This is a genomic window from Salinivibrio sp. VGrn1, assembly GCF_009377995.1.
GTDB lineage: Bacteria > Pseudomonadota > Gammaproteobacteria > Enterobacterales > Vibrionaceae > Salinivibrio > Salinivibrio siamensis.
Genome location: NZ_SATA01000005.1, coordinates 163,851 through 184,947, shown reverse-complemented (window position 1 = coordinate 184,947; position 21,097 = coordinate 163,851). Strand labels below are relative to the sequence as shown.

Here is a 21,097-nt window from a genome sequence, read left to right as displayed (position 1 = left end):
TAAGGCCGCAATTGGCTAAGAGAACAGGTCAGACGAGCTAATAACTGTCTGATCTCACAATACAGATAACAAGAGGACTGTCATTATGGCGACAATGAAGGACGTTGCCCACATTGCCGGTGTATCCACAGCAACCGTCTCTCGCGCGCTGATGAACCCTGAGAAGGTCTCGGCCACAACCCGTAAAAAGGTTGAGCAAGCGGTCGTAGAAGCTGGCTATTCCCCTAACTCACTTGCACGTAACCTACGCCGCAACGAGTCCAAAACCATCGTCGCGATTGTCCCAGACATCTGCGATCCTTACTTTAGTGAGATCATCCGCGGGATCGAAGAAGCGGCGATGGAGCACGGTTACCTGGTTTTGCTCGGAGATAGTGCCCAACAACACCACCGCGAAAACTCATTCGTCAACTTGGTTTTTACCAAACAGGCAGATGGCATGCTCCTACTGGGCTCCGATGTCCCCTTTGATGTCAGTAAGCCCGAGCAGAAAAATCTCCCTCCGCTTGTGATGGCATGTGAGTATGCCCCGGATCTTGAATTGCCGACGGTGCATATCGACAACCTGACTGCCGCTTTTGAGGCGGTCAATTACCTCACCCAAGTCGGCCACACCCGTATTGCCAATATTACTGGGGTGCCGGAAACCGCACTGACGCAATTCCGCTCACAAGGCTATCAGCAGGCCCTGCAGCGCGCGGGGATTACAGTCAACCCAGCCTACAGCGTGGTGGGAGATTTCAGTTTTGCCTCTGGAGCGCGGGCAATGACAAATCTATTGTCCCTCCCTGAGCCTCCCACCGCGGTATTCTGTCATTGTGATGTGATGGCCGTCGGTGCCATGCAACAAGCAAAGCGCCTAGGCATGCGCGTGCCGCAAGATATTTCGATTGTAGGATTTGATGACATCCAATTCGCCGAATATTGCGATCCTCCTCTGACTACTGTCTCCCAACCTCGCTACGACATTGGTCGTCAGGCGATGTTAATGCTGCTCAACACCTTGCAAGGGCGTGAAGTGAATGCAGGATCACGACTTTTAGATGCCAAGTTAGTGATCCGTGAGAGCGTTGCCCCACCGTCTCGGTAGTAAGACTGGTCAGCACGAGTCGAAGCCAGTAACATGAGCGCTTTACTGGCTTTTTGAAATTGAATATTTGCTGTGGCAACTCGTGACTACGTAAAACGTGGTAAAGCACCACGTAAAAAAAATACCCGCCGCCAACCACCTAAAGCGCGTGCTCGTTTCCCATTAAAATGGGCGTTGCTTGCTGTCTGTTTGGTTGGCGCGTTTGGTTATGGCCTGTACCTATTAAGCAATACCGACGCACCCGCGCCTAAACCGGCAACAGACACACAGCCTCAGCCTTCCACGCAGAGCAAGAAGGCACATCTGCCTAAAAAGCCTGAAGAAAAATGGAGTTACATCGAAGAGCTGGAGAGTAAAGAGGTGGAAGTGAAGGCCAAAGCATTGCCGCAATCCACGCGTCCTTACCTGATGCAATGCGGTGCGTACCGCAGTCAAGAGCAGGCAAATGAACGTAAAGCGATCATCGCTTTTCAAGGGCTAGAAAGCCAAATCAAGATAAGCCAAGGAGAAAAAGGCACCTGGTACCGGGTGGTATTAGGTCCTTACCCACGCAAGCGTCAAGCAGAGCGTGACCGTAATATGCTCCGCCGCGCCGGGGTTGAGCCTTGTGCTATTTGGTACTGGGAATAACAGCGCCACATTTTATCGGCTGGGCCAAGTCTATTCCTTGCCCAGCCTTGATTGAAATCCTTCCTTCTCCCCTTGAAAAGTGAGCGGCAAAGCCCAACCTCTTACATTAATCACCCACCTGGTGTACCAGACACAAAGAAAGAGGTTCCCGTGACTACAATCGTTTCCGTTCGTCGCGAAGGTAAAGTGGTTATTGCTGGCGATGGCCAAGTGTCACTCGGCAATACCGTGATGAAAGGCAATGCCCGAAAAGTCCGTCGTTTGTATAACGGCCAAGTTCTCGCCGGATTTGCTGGCGGCACTGCTGATGCCTTCACCTTATTTGAGCGCTTCGAGCGCAAGCTTGAATTACACCAAGGGCACCTAACCAAAGCGGCCGTTGAACTGGCTAAAGAATGGCGTACTGATCGCGCGCTACGTCGATTAGAGGCCCTACTGGCGGTCGCTGATGAAACCGCCTCATTGATCATTACCGGTAACGGCGATGTGGTTGAACCAGAGCGCGACTTGATCGCCATTGGCTCTGGCGGCAACTATGCCCAAGCCGCCGCCGTTGCTATGCTTGAAAACACGGCGTTAGATGCCCGCGAGATCGCAGAGAAAGCGCTAACCATCGCCGGTGATATATGTGTGTTTACTAACCAGCAGCACACCGTTGAAGAACTCGAGAGTAAGAAACAGGATTAGTGATGTCTGAAATGACTCCACGCGAAATCGTGCATGAGCTTGACCGTCACATTATCGGTCAAGACAATGCCAAACGTGCGGTGGCGATCGCACTGCGAAACCGCTGGCGCCGAATGCAGCTTGCCGAAGAGCTGCGTGCGGAAGTCACCCCGAAAAACATCTTGATGATTGGTCCAACCGGTGTGGGTAAAACGGAGATCGCTCGCCGGTTAGCACGCCTTGCCAACGCGCCTTTTATCAAGGTGGAAGCTACCAAGTTCACCGAAGTGGGTTATGTTGGGAAAGAGGTGGAAACCATTATTCGCGACCTGGCGGATGTGGCGATGAGCATGACCCAGCAGCAAGCGATGGAAAAGGTAAAATTCCGCGCTGAAGAACAAGCTGAAGATCGTATCCTCGATATCTTGCTGCCACCAGCACGCGACGCATGGGGCCAAAATGAGGCCAGCCAAGAGGACTCTTCAACACGGCAAAGCTTCCGTAAAAAATTACGCGAAGGCCAGCTTGATGATAAAGAAGTGGAAGTCGATGTCGCCGCCCCACAAATGGGAGTGGAAATCATGTCGCCACCAGGCATGGAAGAGATGACCAACCAGCTTCAAAGCATGTTCCAAAACCTCGGTGGCAACAGCACCAAAAAGCGTAAGATGAAAATCAAAGACGCCATGAAAGCGCTGACCGAGGAAGAAGCCGCCAAGCTGGTTAACCAAGAAGAAATTAAAGAGCAAGCCATCCACATGGTGGAGAATAACGGCATCGTTTTCGTGGATGAAATCGATAAGATCTGTAAGTCAGGTAACACCAGTGGTGGCGAGGTGTCTCGCGAAGGGGTGCAACGCGATCTCTTGCCATTGGTTGAAGGCAGCACAGTGTCCACCAAACACGGTATGATCAAAACCGATCATATTCTGTTTATCGCCTCAGGCGCTTTCCAAGTATCACGTCCGTCTGATCTGATCCCGGAATTGCAAGGGCGCTTGCCCATCCGTGTTGAGCTTGAAGCGCTATCCACCGATGACTTTAAGCGGATCCTCACCGAGCCAAATGCGTCGCTCACTCAGCAATATACCGCACTGCTAAAAACCGAAGAGATTGATCTGGCGTTTGAGGAAAGTGGTATTGATGAGCTGGCCTCTGCCGCGTGGCGGGTGAACGAGAAAACCGAAAACATCGGCGCCCGTCGCCTGCATACCTTGATGGAACGCTTGATGGAAGAGGTCTCATACGACGCCAGCGAACGCGCCGGTCAAAGTGTCACCGTTGATGCGGATTATGTCCGCCGCCACCTCGAAGAGCTGGTTGATGACGAAGACTTGAGTCGCTTCATCCTCTAAACGAGCTCGAGACCGCAACACTAGGGCAGCAAACGCTGCCCTTTTTTGCATCAAAATTTGAGCTAGCGCAACAGCAAGTCGGATTTCAGCCGACAATGGGTTACTCCTCCCCTGGCTTGCGCAATAATGGTGACATCGTTTTTTCGTCTTGAGGATCGCTATGCGGCCTTCTACTCTCGCGATATGGCTGGATGCGGCGCGACCTAAAACGCTACCGCTGGCCGTTACCTCGATTTTGTCCGGCAGTGCGGTCGCTGCCTCGCAAGGGAGCCTGTCATGGTCAATCAGCTTGATGGCGCTCGTCACTGCCCTATTGCTGCAGATCCTGTCTAACCTCGCGAATGACTATGGTGATGCGATAAAAGGCACGGATAACGCGACGCGTATCGGTCCCATGCGCGCGATCCAATCCGGCCACGTCAGCCTGACCACCATGCGCCGCGCGCTCATACTTAATATTGGTTTAACCCTACTCAGTGGTGGGTCACTGATTGCGATTGCCTGCCAACAGCCGACTGACATTATTAGTTTCTTGCTGCTCGGTGTGATGGCGATTGTCGCGGCCATTACCTACACCGTGGGCAACAAGCCGTATGGCTATCGCGGTTTAGGAGATGTGTCGGTGCTGATCTTCTTTGGTTGGCTCGGGGTGGCAGGCACTTATTATTTGCAGGTCGGCCACATTGATTCCTTGGTCATTTTACCCGCGACGGCTTGTGGCTTATTAGCGGTCGGCGTTCTCAATATCAATAACTTACGAGATATTGATAACGATCGCGCGTGTGGTAAGCATACCTTAGTGGTGCGTTTAGGCCCGGAGCGCGGACGTCAGTATCATGTGATTTTACTGGCCGGGGCGGTTGCGTGTTATTCCTTATTTGCCGCCCTCACCTTGCAAGCCTGGTTGGGTTGGTTGTTCCTTGCCAGTGTGCCCTTACTGGTGCGCCATGGGCGTGACGTTTACCAAGCCACCAATGCCAACGCCCTGCGTCCCATGATGGGAGCCATGGTGCGTTGTGCACTGATCACCAATGGCCTGTTTATGACGGGTATGCTGTTAGTCTAATCAGGCCACAGATTGTCCGCTTTAACATTGCAAACCCTTATGGGCTCGTTATACTTGGACTTGCCATGTTGGCAACACTAGCTTGCCAGCCTTTTTCTGCCTCAACAAGAAGTTAGACTATGGAATATAATACCTCGGAACTATGCGACATGTACCCCGAACACGTGGATGTCGTGGAGCCAATGTTTAGCTCTTATGGGGGCCGCAGCTCGTTTGGTGGCCAAATTACCACAGTAAAATGCTTTGAGGACAATGGGTTAATTCGTGAAATGGCCGAACAAGACGGCGAGCAGCGAATTATGCTGATTGATGGCGGCGGTTCGTTACGTCGCGCCCTTATTGACGGCGAGATTGCGCAGCTTGCCGCTGACAACGACTGGGCTGGCATGATTGTTTATGGGTGTGTCCGTGATGTCGATACCATTGATGAAATCGATATCGGCATTCAAGCACTGGCTTCAATTCCTGTGGGGGCTGACGAGCAAGGTGTCGGTGAAACGGACGTGCCAGTGAACTTTGGCGGCGTTACCTTCTTGCCTGATGATCATGTCTATGCCGACACCACCGGCGTGATCCTTTCACCTGATGCGCTGACCATGGCAGACGCGGACATCGATGAGGCGGAAGACGACGACTGACTCGTCGCCTGACACCGAATAGCAAAACAGAGCCAATTGGCTCTGTTTTTGTTTATTCGACGTTCTCAATCTTACCTAACAAGCTCCGGATGCGATCTTGCCATGCTTGCTGCTCGTCGCGCAGTTTGGCGTTTTCCTGCTCAAGCTGCTCACGGCGCTCTTTTTCCGCGACGGCATCTTGCTCGAGTGACCCGTTCTTTTCTTTGAGCTCTTCGATTTCCATTTGTAGCAGCGAAATGGTATCCACCGCCATTTGTACTTTAGCTTCGAGTTGTTCTAATACTTCCAATGACATCAAGGCCACCTTATTTCTGACGATTGATCCCGTTACTGCCTAATGCGCAGCAACCCGTGCAACTGAACGTGCACCCCGGCTTTATTGTACTCAGGTGATACCAGACTGCCACTGTTCTCGCTACCTGCCCGCGTACAAGTGCGCAAAAATGCAGCGCCTTTTGTCATCACCGTTTCAGATTCGGCAAAAACACCCGACCTGACCCAACGCAAACGTTTTCCCTTTCTGGTAGACTTGCGCGCAAATTGGGCTAAGGCCTGTCTTAATGTGGCTGACATTTCCGGAGTACTGATGAAACGTGATCTCGCATTGGCTTTCTCGCGTGTGACCGAAGGCGCAGCATTGGCTGGGTACAAATGGCTGGGACGAGGAGACAAGAACGCGGCCGATGGCGCGGCTGTTGAAGTAATGCGCACCTTACTTAACCTCACCGATATCGACGGTGAAATCGTGATAGGGGAAGGTGAAATCGATGATGCCCCGATGCTCTACATTGGCGAACACGTCGGGTTGGGTGGCGATGCGGTCGATATTGCCGTTGACCCGATAGAAGGCACACGAATGACGGCCATGGGGCAAGCCAACGCGCTCGCGGTGCTCGCCGCCGGCGAGAAAGGCAGCTTTTTGAAAGCCCCTGATATGTACATGGAAAAACTGGTTGTCGGCCCCGACGCCAAAGGCGCGATTGACCTCAGTAAACCTTTAATCGATAACCTTGAGCGCATTGCGGTGGCGCTGGATAAAACACTCGATACCTTGGTGGTGGCCACCTTGGCCAAGCCACGCCATGATGAGATCATTGCCACCATGCAGGCGAAAGGGATCCGCGTCTTTGCGTTCCCCGATGGGGATGTGGCGGCCTCCATTCTGACCTGTATGCCTGAAAGTGAAGTGGATGTGATGGTTGGCATTGGCGGTGCGCCAGAAGGCGTGGTGTCCGCAGCCGTGATCCGGGCGCTGGGCGGCGATATGCAAGGGCGATTGCTACCACGCCACGACGTGAAAGGGGATACCCCAGACAACCGCTTGCTCGGTGAACAAGAAATGACACGATGTACGCAAATGGGGATTACCGCTCATCAGGTGTTAACGCTATCGGACATGGCCAGCAGTGATAATGTGGTATTTGCGGCGACCGGGATCACCAAAGGCGATCTGCTCGATGGCATTACCCGACACGGGGATTTAGCCACCACTGAAACCTTGGTGGTGCGCGGACAGTGCCGCACCATTCGTCGGATCCGCTCGACCCATTATTTAAGCCGCAAAGATGCGGCGATCAAACCGCACATCCTGTAACCTCAGTGGCCGTGAATACGGCCACTGACTGGTCAAGCCCGTCGATTTCGATTACCCTTTTATAAATAGTTTACTTTATTTATTTGCGACGACACGATTGGGGTAATCGAAATCGAATCATGAAGTCCACTGACCGCATTCTACACACCATCAAACGCGAAGGCAGCGTAAGTACGAAATCCCTGGCTGATGAGCTTGGCATGACCACCATGGGCGCACGTCAACATTTGCAAAGCTTAGAGCGCGATGGCTTGGTCGACTTTGAGGATATCCGCGCCAAAGTGGGCAGACCTTCTCGTCATTGGTCCCTAACCGCCCATGGTCACCGCCGCTTTGCCGACAGCCACCATGATTTATCGATTACCCTTATCGATTCCGTGCAAGACGTTTTTGGCGAGCAAGGTGTTGCAAAAGTCATTGCTCAACGTGAAGCCGCCACCTTTGCCCAATATCAAGACGCGCTCAAAGATTGCGATAATTTAGAGGCTAAATTGCGAACCTTGGCGTATCTTAGAGAGAGCGAGGGATATATGGCCGAGCTTCATCAAGACGGCACCGACTATATACTGATTGAACATCACTGCCCTATCTGTCATGCAGCGAAGTCCTGTCCGGCATTATGCCGCTCAGAAATCCAGTTATTCCGCCACCTACTCGGTGAGGCCTACCGGGTCGAACGCGAAGAGCATATCGTCTCTGGACAGCGCCGCTGCACATATCGTATTGGAGAGAAGACGTGAGGAGGTAATATGGCCACTTGGATCAAGGCTGAGGTAGTGGAGAACCAACATTGGACAAAGGATCTCTTCAGCCTGGTGTTATCCGCCCCTGTCGAGCCGTTTAAGGCAGGCCAATTCACAAAACTCGGCATGGAGATCGATGGTAAGTTGATCCAGCGTGCCTACTCGTTCGTGAATCCTCCACAAAGTAAATACTTAGAAGTCTATGCCACGCGTGTCGCCGACGGGATAATGTCACCCCGCCTCCATGCACTCGAGCCAGGCGACAGCGTGATGATCACGCAAGATCCGGCCGGCTACTTTACCCTCGATGAAGTGCCACAAGGCCAACACCTTTGGATGTTTGCCACTGGGACGGCAATCGGCCCTTACATCTCACTGATGGAACAAGGCGATCTGTGGTCACGTTTTCGTAAAGTGATACTGGTGCATGCGGTACGCTTCGCGGCCGATTTAACCTACCAAGCACGCATTAACGCGCTGCAAGAGCAATACCCTGACCAACTAGTGGTGCAGCCATTTGTCAGTCGTGAGCCGACCGCGGGTGCGCTCTCTGGGCGTGTGACCCACGCACTTGAGGATGGACTACTCGAACGGGTGGTTGGTCTGCCCCTCACGCCTGAACACAGCCAAGTGATGCTGTGTGGCAACCCCGCCATGGTCAAAGAAGTGAAAACACTCTTGGAAGGCAAAGGACTCAGCAAAAACCTGCGCCGTAAGCCAGGCAACGTCACCACCGAGCACTACTGGTAAGCTGCTCCCCTGCTTTGCTGACACGCATACGGTAAAGCAGGGCATTTTTATCGACGAGAATTAACCACAAAAACCAATTCGGATTCAGTCGATTGCCCCCGCCTCCGTCTGCATCTCCATTCAGGCCGTCAATATAGCCAGACACCGCTTATTTGATCCCCTCCAGCCCACGGCTCATAGTTAGATTAACGCTTTGGTAACACGATCAGATGATCGGCGGCGTGTAAGGAGTAAGCGATGAAGACCCTACCCTCTTTCGACGAATTGGCGGCACTGGCTGAGTCAGACCCGCATGCATTAGAAGCGCTGAGACTGTCAATGAGTGAAGATGTTATCGCTAACGCCTCATATGCCACCCAGCCTCAACTCCACGCGATGTTAAGCCACATCAATCGAATGATTGACCATGGTAAGAACCCGCTTCACGTTAACATGATGTTGTTCCAGGCACTCACGCGCCAGTACTCACGCTTTGCCACCGCCTTTACGGCCCCGGAAGAGTTGCGCAGTCATCAAGCAGACATTATGGACTTTCGCGTCGGCCAAGCCGCCAGAAAAGCGACAGCCGATGCGCCCGAGCGTCCAAGCTAGGTTTACATCGCTTGCTTGTCGCCCACCCACTTACGGTAGCTGCTGGTGTCCATATCTCGGACTTCTACCGTAAGACTGCTGACATGGCCGGCGTGCTCACGCAATGGGGCTGTTAGGGCGTCACTGATTGCTTCTTTTTGCTGGGCACTGCGTCCCGCGAGTAACCGAAATTCAACATGAACAAACTCACTACGATCTGCCTGCGCTCCGACACGCCACACACCGCAAGGCACCGCGCGTGATTTTAAGGCCTCGGGATCGAAGCTTCCCGTCGAAATCGCGGCACGATGAAGATCATCCACCAGTTGATCAATATTGACGCGCTCTGCCAGTGCGTCTGTGTATTCCATCACCAGATGGGGCATAAAACCTCCCTCCATTATCATCGTCAGCCTGCATAGTGCCGAAACGTTGCGTATTGCACGAGCGCATGGCTCACACTTTCGTCCGTCTCTCGCCGCCATTATGATGAAAATTTACTACCTTAAGGTTCCCTTTTACGCCTAAAACGGGTAAAAACGAAAGCATTCTCGCCATTCTATGATTTTAAACAGAGAAGGCCGCGCTACAATAGACTACCTTCTTTACATCTTTTGACTTCAAATCAACTAAACCGCGGAGGAATTCCTATGCGCCGTCCATTGGTAATGGGTAACTGGAAACTCAATGGCAGCAAAGCCATGGTCACTGAACTGCTTAACGGCCTGAACGCCGAACTACAAAATGTTGAAGGCGTCGACGTTGCCGTTGCACCACCGGTGATGTATTTGGCACAAGCCGAGCAACTGCTGGCTGACAGCGCCATTAAACTCGGTGCGCAAAACGTAGACATCAATAACAGCGGCGCATTCACCGGTGATATCTCTGCAGACATGCTGAAAGACTTTGGTGCCACGCACATCATTATCGGCCACTCAGAGCGTCGTGAATACCATCAAGAGTCTGACGAGTTTGTGGCAAAGAAATTTGCTTTCTTGAAAGAAAATGGCCTCACGCCTGTATTATGCATTGGTGAGTCTGACGCACAGAATGAAGCGGGTGAAACGCTGGCCGTTTGTGCTCGCCAACTGGATGCAGTGATCCAATCACAAGGTGTTGAAGCCTTGAACGATGCTGTGATCGCTTACGAGCCTATCTGGGCTATCGGTACGGGTAAAGCGGCAACCGCGCAGCAAGCACAAGATATCCATGCTGCAATTCGTAAGCACATTGCATCTTACAGTGAAGATGTCGCAAGCAAAGTGGTGATTCAGTACGGCGGCTCTGTGAAAGCAGGCAACGCGGCTGAGCTATTCGCGATGCCGGATATCGACGGCGCGCTAGTTGGCGGTGCTGCACTTGACGCCGCTGGCTTTGCGGCGATTGCCAAAGCCGCGGCTGAGGCGAAAAACGCGTAAATTACGCGCCGAAGACACAAAAGACCCACGCCCTCAGCCATCGCTGGGGGCGTTTTTTATTGCGCGCCATTAAAACCAAACTGCCGCCACGCTTCATACCCAATAATCGCCACGGCGTTAGAAAGGTTAAGGCTGCGTGCCTCTGGCTGCATCGGAATGCGTAACCGCTGCGCGTCGGGTAACGCTTGGATCAGCGCATCGGGTAACCCTCGGGTTTCGGGGCCAAATAGCAACACATCACCCGCTTGGAATTGCGCCTGAGTATGAAATTGGGTTGCTTTGGTGGTACACGCAAAGATCCGTCGGCCAGCCATTGCTTTTGCAAACGCCGCATAGTCCTGATGACGCGTCACACGCGCCAGATCGTGATAATCCAACCCCGCGCGACGAACTTTCTTTTCGTCAAGATCAAAGCCTAAGGGCTCAATCAGATGTAAGTGCGCGCCGCAATTAGCACACAGACGAATAATATTGCCCGTATTCGGTGCAATTTCAGGCTCATAGAGCGCAATATCAAACATGGCAGTGACCTGCAAAATCCAGCAAAGGCGGTATTGTCGCAACCGCTTTTCGATTGCGCAATATTAACTACATGGCCAATATAAACACACCGCCAGTCCACCTTGTGGGCGATTGGCCGCGTTAACCTGCCCACCGTGCTGTTGAATCGCTTGTGCGGTAATCGCCAGCCCAAGTCCTGAGCCGCCACTTTGGCGATCACGCGCGGCCGATACCCGATAAAACGGGCGAAAAATGTCTTTTAACATGCTGTCTGGCACCCCAGGTCCATCATCGTCAATGGAGAGGCAGAGCTGTCCCTCGTCTCGTTCCATGGTGATGCGAATTTGTTGGTCGGCATAGTGAATGGCATTGCGTAATACGTTATCTAAAGCACTACGCGCCAGGCGCACATTAACGGTCAGCATGGCATCTGGGATCCCATTGCTGGTGACCTGCTTACCTTGTTGGCCTGCTTCAAATTGGGCATCCTCTATCACTGTTTGCCACAAGGCATCGGCACTGATTCTTTCTCGCTCGAGATGGCCTTGGGATTGTAAACGTGACAAGGTCAGTAACTCGCTGATCAGCGACTCTAGTTGGCTCGCCTCTTGCTCAATCCGCGCTAACGCCTCGCTGTCCCCCAGCTCACGTACCGCCAAGGCACGCGCCATCTGCAGACGGGTGAGTGGCGAACGTAACTCATGGGAAATATCTGAGACCAATTGCTGCTGTCCGGTCACCATCTGATTAAGCGCGGTGACCATTTGGTTAAACCCCCGCCCTGCGTCGCGAAACTCCCGCGGACCTCGCTCAAGATCAGAGTCTGTCACCAATTCACCGTGCGCCACCCGTTGACTTGCCGCCTGAAAGCGCCGAGCAGGGCGCGTTAAAGTATACGCTAACCACAATAATAAAGGCGTGCTCACCAACATGGTCACACCCAATAGATGCTCCGGCTTTTCCAATATTTTGAGAACAAAGGGCAACCTAGGTTGCCAGCGTCTGGCGTGGTAAAAACGGCCGGCTTCACGTGAAGTCACAATCGGAAATGGCCCCGCCAGCATGTAACGATGATAGAGGCGTTGCAAGGGCTCGGCAGTGTCTGACGTCCGTGACATAAAGTGACGTAACTCGCGAGGAAGCGAGTCGAGCGGTGCGCTGTCAGGCACCCAGTAGAGCTTGTAGGGGGTGCGACGGTGTCCATGATGTTGATTTTGCCGTGCAACCAACACGGAAAGCGGTATATCGCGACCTTGCGCGACGGCCATCAATTTCTCAATCTGAGCTTGTATGCGCGCCTTTTCTGGGGACGGGATCGCATGCAGGCTACGCGGATCACCACGCTGCGCCCACATCACTGCGGCTAATACCACCAGCAACGTAAGCCAGAAAATAATAAAAACCCGACCGTATAAGCTGCCGAGAAAAGGCACCCGCGCCCAACGTGCCCCGGCTCGTTGTCGCCACGTCACTAATCGACCCATAAGTAACCCTTACCTCTCAAGGTCTTGATCCTTGGCTTGCCATCAAGGCGCTCAGGCAGTTTTTTGCGCAGATTGGAAATGTGTACATCGACTGCCCTATCAAACGGCATTAAGCGTTTACCGAGCACTTGTTCGCTCAGCAGGGCTTTGCTCACCACTTCGCCTGGGTGATGAAGTAAACAAGCGAGCATTTCGGTTTCCATCCCCGTTAGCTCCACGGGTCTGTCTTGACAGAGGGTTTCCAGCCGGCGTGGGTAGACCCGCACGTCATGATGGGCGAGGACAGGTTCTTCGTCCGATTGCGTCGGCTCGACACCCTCTCCCTGCGTCCGGCGTAAAATCGCTCGCATTCGGGCAAGCAGTTCACGATCACTAAAGGGTTTAGCCAAATAGTCGTCCGCGCCTAATTCTAGCCCCATCACACGATCCACTTCCTCACCTCGCGCAGTGAGCATCAAAATCGCCACGTTTGAGGTCGCGCGTAGCTGACGCAAGGCTTCCATCCCGTTGAGCACAGGCATCATCACATCCAGCAAAATGATATCAGGCGGTGACGCATTCGCCATCTCCAAACCCACTTGGCCGTTATCCGCGCAGCGCACCGAAAACCCCTCCAAGGACAGCAGTTCGCTGAGAAGGTCCGTTAACGCTGTGTCATCATCGATGATTAAAACCTGATACATGCTTTTACACTCACTCCCAGGGTGGCGTGTTTGTGACACCGAACAGGGTGTATTTTTATCATAGCGGCTCACACACATGCGTGACTTTACCCATCTTTACACCCAATAACGTCACTTTACATCCCAACACGTAGGCTAACAGGGTAAACATTCCATTCAGGAGAGAGATGATGAAACGCTTTACGATTGGCTTAGCACTTGCGGCAGTGACCCTTCCCACCTTGGCTGCCCCGCACTTTAGTGGTGGCATGGACCGCAGTCTGTGGCGCGATCTGGATTTAACTGATGAGCAAAAAGCGCAAATTCAAGCGCTTCGTGATGACTATCGTGCCCAGCGTCAACAGGCACGAGACGATTTCCATGCCAACATGCATGCTTTACTCACCCAACAGACGTTCGATGAAGCGGCAGTGCGCGATCTCTTGGCGTCTCAACCACAGCCAAATCTTGAGCGTCGCGTTAAGCACGCCCGCCATCAGCATGCGATGTTACAAGTGCTGACCGCTGAGCAACAAAGCGCCTTTTTTGATGCGATGATGGAAAAGCGGGCGCAACGCGGTCACGGTCACCGAGGTAAAGGGGAGCATCGCCAACCGGGTCAAAAAGGCGACTGTTGGCGCTAAACCTGCGCCGTGTCATACGTTTGCCGTCAATGGCATATATACTTGAGGGCAGTGTTGATTAACCGACTGCCCTCTGTATGACAAAAAAGTATGCGTTTTGGGTCGAAGCCGCGGCGTGGGCAGCCACCTGTGTGGCGGCCCTCCTCCTATTAGCCAAACTCATCGCGTGGTGGCTCACCGGCTCGGTCAGTGTGCTGGCCTCGTTTGTTGACTCATTGCTCGATTTGCTCGCCTCGCTCACCAACTTACTCGTGGTGCGCTACGCGGTTCAGCCCGCGGACAGTGAACACAGCTTTGGTCATGGTAAAGCGGAATCATTGGCCGCCTTGGCGCAATCCACCTTCATTATTGGCTCCGCCTCCTTCTTGCTGCTCAGTGGACTCGAACGTTTGTTCAAGCCCGTACCGATTGCCGCCCCTGAACTTGGCATTATGGTCAGCGTTGGCGCTACCATGATCACCTTCGGCTTGGTGCTGTTTCAAAAATGGGTGATCCGCAAAACCGCCAGTCCCGCCATCGCCGCCGATGCCCTTCACTATCAATCTGATTTGTTAATGAATGTCGCGATCATTATTGCCCTTGGACTGAGTTGGTACGGCTGGACACAGGCCGATGCCTGGTTTGCGATTGCCATCAGCCTGTTTATTTTATCGCAAGCACTTAAAATGGCTTACGAGGCCATCCAATCACTGCTCGATAGGCAGTTACCGCTTGAAGAGCAAGAAAAAATAGCGGTGCTCTCGAGCTCAGTGGTAGGGGTGCATGGCATTCATCAACTGCGCACTCGTCAGGCGGGCATGACAAAGTTTATCCAATTACACATAGAGCTTGATGACGAGCTACCCTTAGTGGATGCACATACTATTGCCGATGAAGTGGAAGATAGATTGCTCGTCGCCTTTCCCGGGGCAGATGTGATCATCCATCAAGACCCCAAATCCGTGGTGCCAAAGGAGGCAAAAGCGTGAAGGGCGGCATGAACAAAAGCTCATCGGGCTGACATGTATCAACTTTTTTTCTATAGCAATTGTAATACTATTACAGAAGTAGGAAAATTACAGTTTAAGCGATCGTCATTGCGGGTTCACTGGGGCAAGCAGGTTGCCATTACCGCAATCGGCACGAATTAAGTGACGAACAGTTAGAGGGTAACCATGGTTAGAAAAATTGGTGTTTTGACCAGTGGCGGTGATGCGCCAGGTATGAACGCAGCGATTCGCGGTGTGGTTCGCAGCGCGCTCAGCGAAGGCTTAGAAGTATATGGTATTTATGATGGTTTTCTCGGCCTGCATCAAAACCGCATTGAGCGCCTCAATCGCACAAGCGTTTCTGACGTGATTAACCGCGGCGGCACCTTCCTAGGTTCAGCGCGTTTTCCTGAATTTGCCGACGAGAAAGTGCGTGAGCAAGCGATTCAGAACCTGAAAATGCACGGCATCGACGCCTTGGTCGTCATTGGTGGTGACGGCTCATTCATGGGGGCAAAGAAACTGACCGAAATGGGTTACCCCTGTATTGGCCTGCCGGGCACCATTGATAATGATGTTGCGGGGACGGACTACACCATCGGCTATATGACGGCGATGAACACGGTGATTGACGCCATTGACCGCCTGCGCGACACCTCGTCTTCTCACCAGCGTATCTCTATTGTTGAAGTCATGGGCCGTCATTGCGGCGATCTGACCCTGATGGCGTCGATTGCTGGTGGCTGTGAATACATTATTACCCCAGAGATTGGGCTGGATAAAGACAAGCTTCTCGCCAAAGTGAAAGAAGGCATCTACAAAGGTAAGAAGCACGCGATCATCGCGATCACGGAGCTGATGACCGACGCCAATGAACTCGCGAAGTTCATCGAGAGCGAAACCGGCCGCGAAACACGCGCGACCATTCTTGGCCATATTCAACGTGGCGGCCAACCCGGTGCCTTTGACCGCATTCTTGCCTCGCGCATGGGCGCTTACGCCGTTGACCTTCTGCAACAAGGTGAAGGTGGCCGTTGTGTCGGTATTCAGAATGACAAAATGGTGCATCATGACATCGTTGACGCGATTGAAAACATGAAGCGCCCATTCCGCGACGACTTGTACGAAGTTGCCGAAAAACTGTTCTAACTCGCGGCCAAGCTTTCATCTATTGCTAAAAACGGAGCCCACGGCTCCGTTTTTTTATTCTGAGATAGCTTGGGTGCAAGCCGCACTTATGCAAGCCGCACTTATGCAAGCCGCGCTTGTGCAAGCCGCATTAGATCCCATCTCCCGAGATAAATGTCTTGTGCGAGCCATTAAATTCTTGATCCATATCCAGCGATGGCATGTGCGAGCTGGGTCGACCCACAATCTTGGCCGGCACGCCTGCCACCGTGGTGTGAGGTGGAACAGGGTTAAGCACCACAGAGCAGGAGCCAATTTTCGCGCCTTCACCAATATCAATATTACCCAGTATTTTTGCCCCTGCGCCAATCATCACCCCTGTGCGGATCTTCGGATGGCGATCGCCGCCTTCTTTGCCTGTCCCGCCCAAGGTCACATCTTGCAAAATAGACACATTGTCTTCGATAACGGCCGTTTCACCGATCACGATACCCGTTGCATGGTCAAACATAATGCCACGACCTATGCAGGCAGCGGGATGAACATCCACTTGACTGGTCACCGAGATTTGGTTTTGCAGGTAGGTCGCGAGTTCTTTTCGTCCTTGACGCCATAGCCAGTTCGCAACCCGAAAACCTTGTAATGCATGAAAGCCCTTTAGGTACAAAAGTGGCGTTGAATACAGCTCAACGGCAGGATCACGTTCAACGGTGGCACAAATATCGCACGCGGCTGATTCCGCCACGCAAGCATCATTGGCATACACTTCTTCTATCACCTCTCGCACCGCCATTGAGGGCATCGAGGGGGTGGAAAGCTTGTTGGCGAGAATATAGCTAAGCGCACTGGCTAAATTGTCGTGCTTAATAATGGTGGCATGGTAAAAACTCGCTAACATCGGCTCACGCTCTGAATGCTCACGCGCTTCTTTTTTCACTGCTTGCCAGACACGATCTTGTTGGCATTGTTTTTTGGCCTGATTCACTGCCTTCATCCTTATCCCAAATGATCTACCACTCAGGCGACAACACCGCCTCACGCCAGTGTATAAAAAAAACGCGCGGTTCTCACCCCGCGCGTTACTCTCTTCGATTTTTGCTGTTATTCGGACTTCTTGTCTCGTGCCAGCAAATCGCGCGCGGCATGATGGGCCAATTTACCTTGATAGAGCACTTGATAAATCTGCTCTACAATAGGCATCTCGACGCCCGCGCGCTGGGCCAGTGCCCATACTTCTTTGGTGTTGCGATACCCCTCGACCACTTGGCCGATGTTGTCTTGGGCACCTTGCACATCCTCACCTTGGCCTAATGCCAGGCCAAAGCGACGGTTACGCGACTGGTTATCGGTGCACGTCAGCACCAAATCTCCCAACCCCGCCATCCCCATAAAGGTATCACGGGACGCACCCAGCGCTTCACCTAACCGGGTCATTTCCGCCAAGCCCCGCGTGATCAAGGCCGTCCGTGCGTTGGCGCCAAAGCCAATGCCATCGGAAATCCCTGCGCCAATGGCAATCACATTTTTCACCGCGCCGCCAAGTTGCATGCCAATAAAATCATGATTGCCATACACACGGAAGCTATGTTGGCAATGAATGGTTTCTTGTAAATCACTCACGAACTCTGCGTCGGGCGAGGCCACCGAAATCGCGGTAGGCATGCCCGCGGCAAGCTCTTTAGCAAACGTAGGCCCCGATAACACCGCGAGCGGTATATCGTCGCTCAATTGTTCACGTGCCACGTCTTGCAATAAACGACCGGTTTCCGGCTCTAGGCCTTTAGTCGCCCAACACACACGAGAGTCGGCCCGTAAGTGAGGGCGCACTTGGCTCAGTACATCACCAAATACATGGCTGGGGACGACCACAAGCAAATCGCGACTGGCATTGACCGCAACAGATAGATCCGCACAGAGCACTAATGAGTCTGGAAACGCCACATCGGGAAGAAACGCTTGGTTGGCGCGATCAATTTCCAGCTGTGCGATATGACTCGGATCGTGCCCCCATAACACCACGTTGGCGCCATTTCTGGCCAACGAGATTGCTAGCGCCGTCCCGTAAGAGCCGGCGCCCAGTACCGTAATGGCCGCATCTTGAGTAGGAGCAAGATCTGTCATCATCACACCTTACGCTTGCGCGTCTTCTTCGCTAGCTGTTTCGCCCGCCTGCTGCTGCAGGTAGTTCATGAACAAGGCATCAAAGTTAACCGGTGCCAGGTTCAGTTGCGGGAAGGTTCCTTTAACGACCAAGCTCGAAATCGTTTCACGCGCATAAGGAAAAAGAATGTTAGGACAGAAAGCGCCCAGGCAATGTGCCAATTGTGGCGATTCCATGCCTGACACAGAGAAAATACCACCCTGCTGCACTTCACAAAGGAAGGCATTACTTTCTTGGTTTTTCACCGTCACGGTCAAACGCAAGATCACTTCATAGATGCCTTCACCCAACTCGCGGCTTTGCGTGTCCAAATCAAGGTTAACGTCTGGCGCCCAATCTTGTTGGAACACTTCTGGAGAGTTTGGCGCTTCAAAAGACACGTCCTTGAGAAAAACGCGTTGAATGGCAAAATTTTGCTCGGCTTGTTGGTTGTTTTCGGCTTCAGCCATGATGGTTCGTCCTTATTTTAAAAATTGCAAATGCGCTTGGCACATTAAAAAATGCGAGCCACCGCGTCATGCGGTCGCTCGAGAATTGAGTGAAGGATCACTTTTTCTTTTTGCTCTTGCCCTTACCGCTTTTGGCACGGACCAGCGGCATTTTGGCATCGTTCCAAGAGGTCAAACCGTCTTTAAGAATATAAACGGACTCGAAGCCTGCTTTTGCCAGTTGATTGGCACTGTCTGCCGCCGTTTGACCGGTTTTGCATACCACAATGATGGGGTCATTTTTGTGTTTTTCAAGCTCACCAAACGACTGTGATTTGATTTCACTCGGCAACACATTAATCGCCCCCGTGATATGGCCGGCGCGAAAATCATCATGGCCACGAATGTCGACGAATACCCCATTTTCTCGGTTGTTAAGGATCGCCGCGTCATTAGGGCCTACCACTTTATAGGCAGCCGTTTTTTGTTTAATCAGCGACATCAGTAAAGCGGCCGCCAAGCCTACCCAGACAAGGGTGAGAATCATGTTATTGGAGACAAAATCAATATATTCCTGCATAACCTTTGCTCTATACTGCTTGCTTGTCTCGCCGAGGGCGAGAGTCCATCAAGGGGTGAAAATGGTGTCGAGTATAACCTGCTCGCCATGGTTTTACAGCCTGCCGAGACGAAATCGCGCGTTTGCTCACTCATACGCACGTCCCCGCGTTTTCACCTTCCGCTCAATAACTTGAAAAGAAAGAAGGTTTCATCAATCGCAGAAATCGAGCCAAGCCATTCGCGCACAGCGGCGATCTTCGCCATAATGAGGGGAGTCAAGGGTCGAAGGCAAGTGAACCAAGGCTTGCTGGTTAACTTGTCAGCTGGGATAATTGATCTTAGCCTACATATCAGCCCGTAAAATGTTGTAAAATTACGCACACACTGAGCCCTGAAGCTAGCCATGCATCTGGCTCCATGCCTCAGTGGTTGCTCCATGACATCCAATGTCATTGGCATCCAATGTCAGTCTTTTGCTTGAATTAAGAGGACGTAACATGTCTGCGAAAAAACCACTTGCACTGGTGATTCTCGATGGCTGGGGTTATCGCGACCCACAAAGCGATAACGCGATTACCAACGCCAACACCCCTGTGATCGACAGCCTCATGGCCGAGAACAGCACACTGATTTCAGCGTCCGGTTTCGATGTGGGTCTGCCTGATGGGCAAATGGGTAACTCAGAAGTTGGCCATGTCAACATCGGCGCAGGTCGCGTGGTTTACCAAGACTTGACCCGTATTGGCAAATCCATTGCGGACGGTGAGTTTAACCAAACCCCAGCACTGACGGCCGCCGTTGATAAAGCCGTCGATAAAGGCAAAGCCGTGCATATTATGGGTCTGATGTCGCCTGGCGGTGTACACAGCCATGAAGATCATATTGCCGCCATGGTTGAACTGGCCGCAGAGCGCGGTGCCGATCAGATTTATCTACACTGCTTCCTGGATGGCCGTGATACGCCGCCACGCAGTGCAAAAGCATCGCTAGAGCGCTTCGATGCCCTGTTTGAAAAGCTGGGTAAAGGCCGTACCGCATCACTGGTTGGTCGCTACTACGCCATGGACCGTGACAACAACTGGGACCGTGTCGAGCGCGCTTATGATTTGCTCACCCAAGCGCAAGGCGAATTCACTGCGACCAGCGCTGTAGAAGGCTTGGAAGCGGCTTACGCACGTGAAGAAAATGATGAATTTGTCGCCCCAACAGAAATTTACCGTGACGGTGACAACAAAGCGACCATCAACGATGGCGATGCGGTCGTTTTCATGAATTTCCGTGCCGACCGTGCTCGTCAAATGACGCGCGCCTTTATGCCGGATTTTGATGGCTTTGCGCGTAAAAAATACGCGGAACTGTCTGACTTTGTGATGCTGACAGAATATGCAGCCGACATCGATACCACGGTGGCCTTCCCACCTGAAAGCCTCTCCAACACGCTTGGCGAGTGGCTATCAAAAAATGGTAAAACTCAGCTGCGTATCTCTGAAACCGAGAAGTACGCACACGTGACTTTCTTCTTCAACGGCGGTATCGAGACCGTGTTTGAAGGCGAAGAGCGTGCCTTGGTCGCCTCACCAAAAGTGGCTACCTATGATCTGCAACCAGAAATGAGTTCAGAAGAGCTGACCGACAAGCTCGTTGATGCGATTAAGTCTGGTAAGTTCGATATGATCATCTGTAACTATCCAAACGGCGACATGGTTGGCCACACTGGGGTGTATGACGCTGCAGTACAGGCCTGCGAAGCCGTCGATCACTGCATCGGCCGTGTCTTGGAAGCCATCAAAGAAGTCGATGGTCAGATGCTGATCACCGCCGACCACGGTAACGCTGAGATGATGGTCAACGAAGAGACCGGCGGTGCGTATACGGCACACACCAACCTGCCTGTCCCGCTGATGTATGTGGGGAGTCAGCCGGTAAGCTTGAAAGAAGGCGGTAAGCTCTCTGACCTTGCACCGACTATGCTGGCATTAACCGGTATGGAGATTCCTGAAGAGATGACTGGCAAGCCACTGTTCGATCTGAAATAATCCC

At 52.6% G+C, this 21,097-nt stretch carries 23 protein-coding genes and 1 pseudogene; 15 read left to right on the top strand and 9 right to left on the bottom strand.

Features of this window, described 5'->3' with window-relative positions; all coding sequences use genetic code 11:
• Positions 1 to 79 precede the first annotated feature (79 nt).
• From cytR to rraA, 6 genes and pseudogenes are all read left to right on the top strand, one after another.
• A pseudogene (cytR, locus tag EHW56_RS09815) lies at positions 80 to 1,090 on the top strand (DNA-binding transcriptional regulator CytR); the annotation flags it as partial.
• A 72-nt stretch (positions 1,091 to 1,162) separates the two neighbouring features.
• A complete protein-coding gene (locus EHW56_RS09810) occupies positions 1,163 to 1,720 on the top strand; it encodes an SPOR domain-containing protein (RefSeq protein WP_077578246.1) in 558 nt (185 codons plus the stop codon).
• 150 nt (positions 1,721 to 1,870) lie between these two features.
• Positions 1,871 to 2,407, top strand: a complete 537-nt coding sequence (gene hslV, locus EHW56_RS09805) for an ATP-dependent protease subunit HslV (RefSeq protein WP_069361883.1) — start codon at positions 1,871 to 1,873, stop codon at positions 2,405 to 2,407.
• Between the two features lie 2 nt (positions 2,408 to 2,409).
• Positions 2,410 to 3,741: an HslU--HslV peptidase ATPase subunit gene (hslU, locus tag EHW56_RS09800; RefSeq protein WP_152799578.1), complete on the top strand. Its 1,332-nt coding sequence runs from the start codon at positions 2,410 to 2,412 to the stop codon at positions 3,739 to 3,741.
• A gap of 160 nt (positions 3,742 to 3,901) precedes the next feature.
• Positions 3,902 to 4,807: a 1,4-dihydroxy-2-naphthoate polyprenyltransferase gene (locus tag EHW56_RS09795; protein ID WP_152795886.1), complete on the top strand. Its 906-nt coding sequence runs from the start codon at positions 3,902 to 3,904 to the stop codon at positions 4,805 to 4,807.
• Positions 4,808 to 4,926: 119 nt separating this feature from the next.
• The gene (rraA, locus tag EHW56_RS09790; RefSeq protein WP_046074729.1) at positions 4,927 to 5,445 is read left to right on the top strand and encodes a ribonuclease E activity regulator RraA; all 519 of its coding nucleotides are present in this window, start codon (positions 4,927 to 4,929) and stop codon (positions 5,443 to 5,445) included.
• A 52-nt stretch (positions 5,446 to 5,497) separates the two neighbouring features.
• On the opposite strand, the gene zapB is transcribed toward rraA, so the two are convergent.
• On the bottom strand, positions 5,498 to 5,740 hold the full coding sequence (gene zapB, locus EHW56_RS09785; protein WP_046074728.1) for a cell division protein ZapB: 243 nt from the start codon (positions 5,738 to 5,740) through the stop codon (positions 5,498 to 5,500).
• Positions 5,741 to 6,031: 291 nt separating this feature from the next.
• Here zapB and glpX point away from each other — a divergent pair, with 291 nt between their 5' ends.
• The 4 genes from glpX (at position 6,032) to EHW56_RS09765 (ending at position 9,123) form a co-directional block, all read left to right on the top strand.
• On the top strand, positions 6,032 to 7,039 hold the full coding sequence (glpX, locus tag EHW56_RS09780) for a class II fructose-bisphosphatase (RefSeq protein WP_152795888.1): 1,008 nt from the start codon (positions 6,032 to 6,034) through the stop codon (positions 7,037 to 7,039).
• Positions 7,040 to 7,158: 119 nt separating this feature from the next.
• A complete protein-coding gene (locus tag EHW56_RS09775) occupies positions 7,159 to 7,779 on the top strand; it encodes a metalloregulator ArsR/SmtB family transcription factor (RefSeq protein WP_152795890.1) in 621 nt (206 codons plus the stop codon).
• Positions 7,780 to 7,788: 9 nt separating this feature from the next.
• Positions 7,789 to 8,532 (top strand): ferredoxin--NADP reductase, encoded by a 744-nt coding sequence (locus tag EHW56_RS09770; protein ID WP_046074726.1) that lies wholly within the window; start codon positions 7,789 to 7,791, stop codon positions 8,530 to 8,532.
• A gap of 237 nt (positions 8,533 to 8,769) precedes the next feature.
• Positions 8,770 to 9,123: a DUF3135 domain-containing protein gene (locus EHW56_RS09765; RefSeq protein ID WP_152795893.1), complete on the top strand. Its 354-nt coding sequence runs from the start codon at positions 8,770 to 8,772 to the stop codon at positions 9,121 to 9,123.
• 2 nt (positions 9,124 to 9,125) lie between these two features.
• Here the strand turns inward: EHW56_RS09765 and EHW56_RS09760 are convergent, their stop codons facing one another.
• Complete coding sequence (locus EHW56_RS09760; RefSeq protein WP_152795894.1) at positions 9,126 to 9,488, bottom strand: 5-carboxymethyl-2-hydroxymuconate Delta-isomerase; 363 nt, start codon at positions 9,486 to 9,488, stop codon at positions 9,126 to 9,128.
• A gap of 264 nt (positions 9,489 to 9,752) precedes the next feature.
• On the opposite strand from EHW56_RS09760, the gene tpiA reads away from it, so the two are divergent.
• Complete coding sequence (gene tpiA / locus EHW56_RS09755) at positions 9,753 to 10,520, top strand: triose-phosphate isomerase (protein WP_046074723.1); 768 nt, start codon at positions 9,753 to 9,755, stop codon at positions 10,518 to 10,520.
• A gap of 56 nt (positions 10,521 to 10,576) precedes the next feature.
• Here tpiA and EHW56_RS09750 read toward each other — a convergent pair whose 3' ends face one another.
• From EHW56_RS09750 to EHW56_RS09740, 3 genes are all read right to left on the bottom strand, one after another.
• Entirely contained in the window at positions 10,577 to 11,041 is a 465-nt protein-coding gene (locus EHW56_RS09750; RefSeq protein WP_046074722.1) for a tRNA (cytidine(34)-2'-O)-methyltransferase, read from the bottom strand.
• 63 nt (positions 11,042 to 11,104) lie between these two features.
• Positions 11,105 to 12,505: an envelope stress sensor histidine kinase CpxA gene (gene cpxA / locus EHW56_RS09745; protein ID WP_077667436.1), complete on the bottom strand. Its 1,401-nt coding sequence runs from the start codon at positions 12,503 to 12,505 to the stop codon at positions 11,105 to 11,107.
• Positions 12,493 to 13,188: a response regulator gene (locus tag EHW56_RS09740; RefSeq protein WP_152795897.1), complete on the bottom strand. Its 696-nt coding sequence runs from the start codon at positions 13,186 to 13,188 to the stop codon at positions 12,493 to 12,495. The genes cpxA and EHW56_RS09740 overlap by 13 nt, the downstream gene beginning before the upstream one ends.
• 167 nt (positions 13,189 to 13,355) lie before the next feature.
• On the opposite strand from EHW56_RS09740, the gene EHW56_RS09735 reads away from it, so the two are divergent.
• The 3 genes from EHW56_RS09735 (at position 13,356) to pfkA (ending at position 15,928) form a co-directional block, all read left to right on the top strand.
• Entirely contained in the window at positions 13,356 to 13,811 is a 456-nt protein-coding gene (locus tag EHW56_RS09735; RefSeq protein ID WP_152795899.1) for a Spy/CpxP family protein refolding chaperone, read from the top strand.
• Positions 13,812 to 13,888: 77 nt separating this feature from the next.
• Positions 13,889 to 14,779 carry a CDF family cation-efflux transporter FieF gene (fieF, locus tag EHW56_RS09730; RefSeq protein WP_152795901.1) on the top strand — a complete coding sequence of 297 codons (891 nt, stop codon included), beginning with the start codon at positions 13,889 to 13,891 and terminating at the stop codon, positions 14,777 to 14,779.
• 186 nt (positions 14,780 to 14,965) lie between these two features.
• Positions 14,966 to 15,928, top strand: a complete 963-nt coding sequence (gene pfkA, locus EHW56_RS09725) for a 6-phosphofructokinase (protein ID WP_046074718.1) — start codon at positions 14,966 to 14,968, stop codon at positions 15,926 to 15,928.
• Positions 15,929 to 16,058: 130 nt separating this feature from the next.
• On the opposite strand, the gene cysE is transcribed toward pfkA, so the two are convergent.
• The 4 genes from cysE to EHW56_RS09705 all read right to left on the bottom strand — a co-directional run bounded on the left by cysE (position 16,059) and on the right by EHW56_RS09705 (position 19,076).
• The gene (gene cysE / locus EHW56_RS09720) at positions 16,059 to 16,892 is read right to left on the bottom strand and encodes a serine O-acetyltransferase (protein WP_231637427.1); all 834 of its coding nucleotides are present in this window, start codon (positions 16,890 to 16,892) and stop codon (positions 16,059 to 16,061) included.
• 116 nt (positions 16,893 to 17,008) lie between these two features.
• On the bottom strand, positions 17,009 to 18,028 hold the full coding sequence (gene gpsA, locus EHW56_RS09715; protein WP_077578239.1) for an NAD(P)H-dependent glycerol-3-phosphate dehydrogenase: 1,020 nt from the start codon (positions 18,026 to 18,028) through the stop codon (positions 17,009 to 17,011).
• A 9-nt stretch (positions 18,029 to 18,037) separates the two neighbouring features.
• On the bottom strand, positions 18,038 to 18,517 hold the full coding sequence (gene secB, locus EHW56_RS09710; protein ID WP_077459041.1) for a protein-export chaperone SecB: 480 nt from the start codon (positions 18,515 to 18,517) through the stop codon (positions 18,038 to 18,040).
• Positions 18,518 to 18,614: 97 nt separating this feature from the next.
• Entirely contained in the window at positions 18,615 to 19,076 is a 462-nt protein-coding gene (locus EHW56_RS09705) for a rhodanese-like domain-containing protein (protein WP_046074714.1), read from the bottom strand.
• A gap of 478 nt (positions 19,077 to 19,554) precedes the next feature.
• Here EHW56_RS09705 and gpmM point away from each other — a divergent pair, with 478 nt between their 5' ends.
• Positions 19,555 to 21,093: a 2,3-bisphosphoglycerate-independent phosphoglycerate mutase gene (gpmM, locus tag EHW56_RS09700; protein WP_046074712.1), complete on the top strand. Its 1,539-nt coding sequence runs from the start codon at positions 19,555 to 19,557 to the stop codon at positions 21,091 to 21,093.
• Positions 21,094 to 21,097: the final 4 nt, after the last annotated feature.

Bases quoted from the DNA above. Each gene is read 5' to 3' on its own strand.
- hslU (WP_152799578.1), top strand. From the start codon at position 2,410: ATGTCTGAAATGACTCCACGCGAAATCGTGCATGAGCTTGACCGTCAC.
- cpxA (WP_077667436.1), bottom strand. From the start codon at position 12,505: ATGGGTCGATTAGTGACGTGGCGACAACGAGCCGGGGCACGTTGGGCG.
- EHW56_RS09795 (WP_152795886.1), top strand. From the start codon at position 3,902: ATGCGGCCTTCTACTCTCGCGATATGGCTGGATGCGGCGCGACCTAAA.
- EHW56_RS09760 (WP_152795894.1), bottom strand. From the start codon at position 9,488: ATGCCCCATCTGGTGATGGAATACACAGACGCACTGGCAGAGCGCGTC.
- EHW56_RS09735 (WP_152795899.1), top strand. From the start codon at position 13,356: ATGATGAAACGCTTTACGATTGGCTTAGCACTTGCGGCAGTGACCCTT.
- EHW56_RS09770 (WP_046074726.1), top strand. From the start codon at position 7,789: ATGGCCACTTGGATCAAGGCTGAGGTAGTGGAGAACCAACATTGGACA.
- pfkA (WP_046074718.1), top strand. From the start codon at position 14,966: ATGGTTAGAAAAATTGGTGTTTTGACCAGTGGCGGTGATGCGCCAGGT.
- EHW56_RS09775 (WP_152795890.1), top strand. From the start codon at position 7,159: ATGAAGTCCACTGACCGCATTCTACACACCATCAAACGCGAAGGCAGC.
- rraA (WP_046074729.1), top strand. From the start codon at position 4,927: ATGGAATATAATACCTCGGAACTATGCGACATGTACCCCGAACACGTG.
- tpiA (WP_046074723.1), top strand. From the start codon at position 9,753: ATGCGCCGTCCATTGGTAATGGGTAACTGGAAACTCAATGGCAGCAAA.
- fieF (WP_152795901.1), top strand. From the start codon at position 13,889: ATGACAAAAAAGTATGCGTTTTGGGTCGAAGCCGCGGCGTGGGCAGCC.
- zapB (WP_046074728.1), bottom strand. From the start codon at position 5,740: ATGTCATTGGAAGTATTAGAACAACTCGAAGCTAAAGTACAAATGGCG.
- glpX (WP_152795888.1), top strand. From the start codon at position 6,032: ATGAAACGTGATCTCGCATTGGCTTTCTCGCGTGTGACCGAAGGCGCA.
- gpsA (WP_077578239.1), bottom strand. From the start codon at position 18,028: ATGACAGATCTTGCTCCTACTCAAGATGCGGCCATTACGGTACTGGGC.
- gpmM (WP_046074712.1), top strand. From the start codon at position 19,555: ATGTCTGCGAAAAAACCACTTGCACTGGTGATTCTCGATGGCTGGGGT.
- EHW56_RS09765 (WP_152795893.1), top strand. From the start codon at position 8,770: ATGAAGACCCTACCCTCTTTCGACGAATTGGCGGCACTGGCTGAGTCA.
- secB (WP_077459041.1), bottom strand. From the start codon at position 18,517: ATGGCTGAAGCCGAAAACAACCAACAAGCCGAGCAAAATTTTGCCATT.
- EHW56_RS09750 (WP_046074722.1), bottom strand. From the start codon at position 11,041: ATGTTTGATATTGCGCTCTATGAGCCTGAAATTGCACCGAATACGGGC.
- EHW56_RS09740 (WP_152795897.1), bottom strand. From the start codon at position 13,188: ATGTATCAGGTTTTAATCATCGATGATGACACAGCGTTAACGGACCTT.
- EHW56_RS09705 (WP_046074714.1), bottom strand. From the start codon at position 19,076: ATGCAGGAATATATTGATTTTGTCTCCAATAACATGATTCTCACCCTT.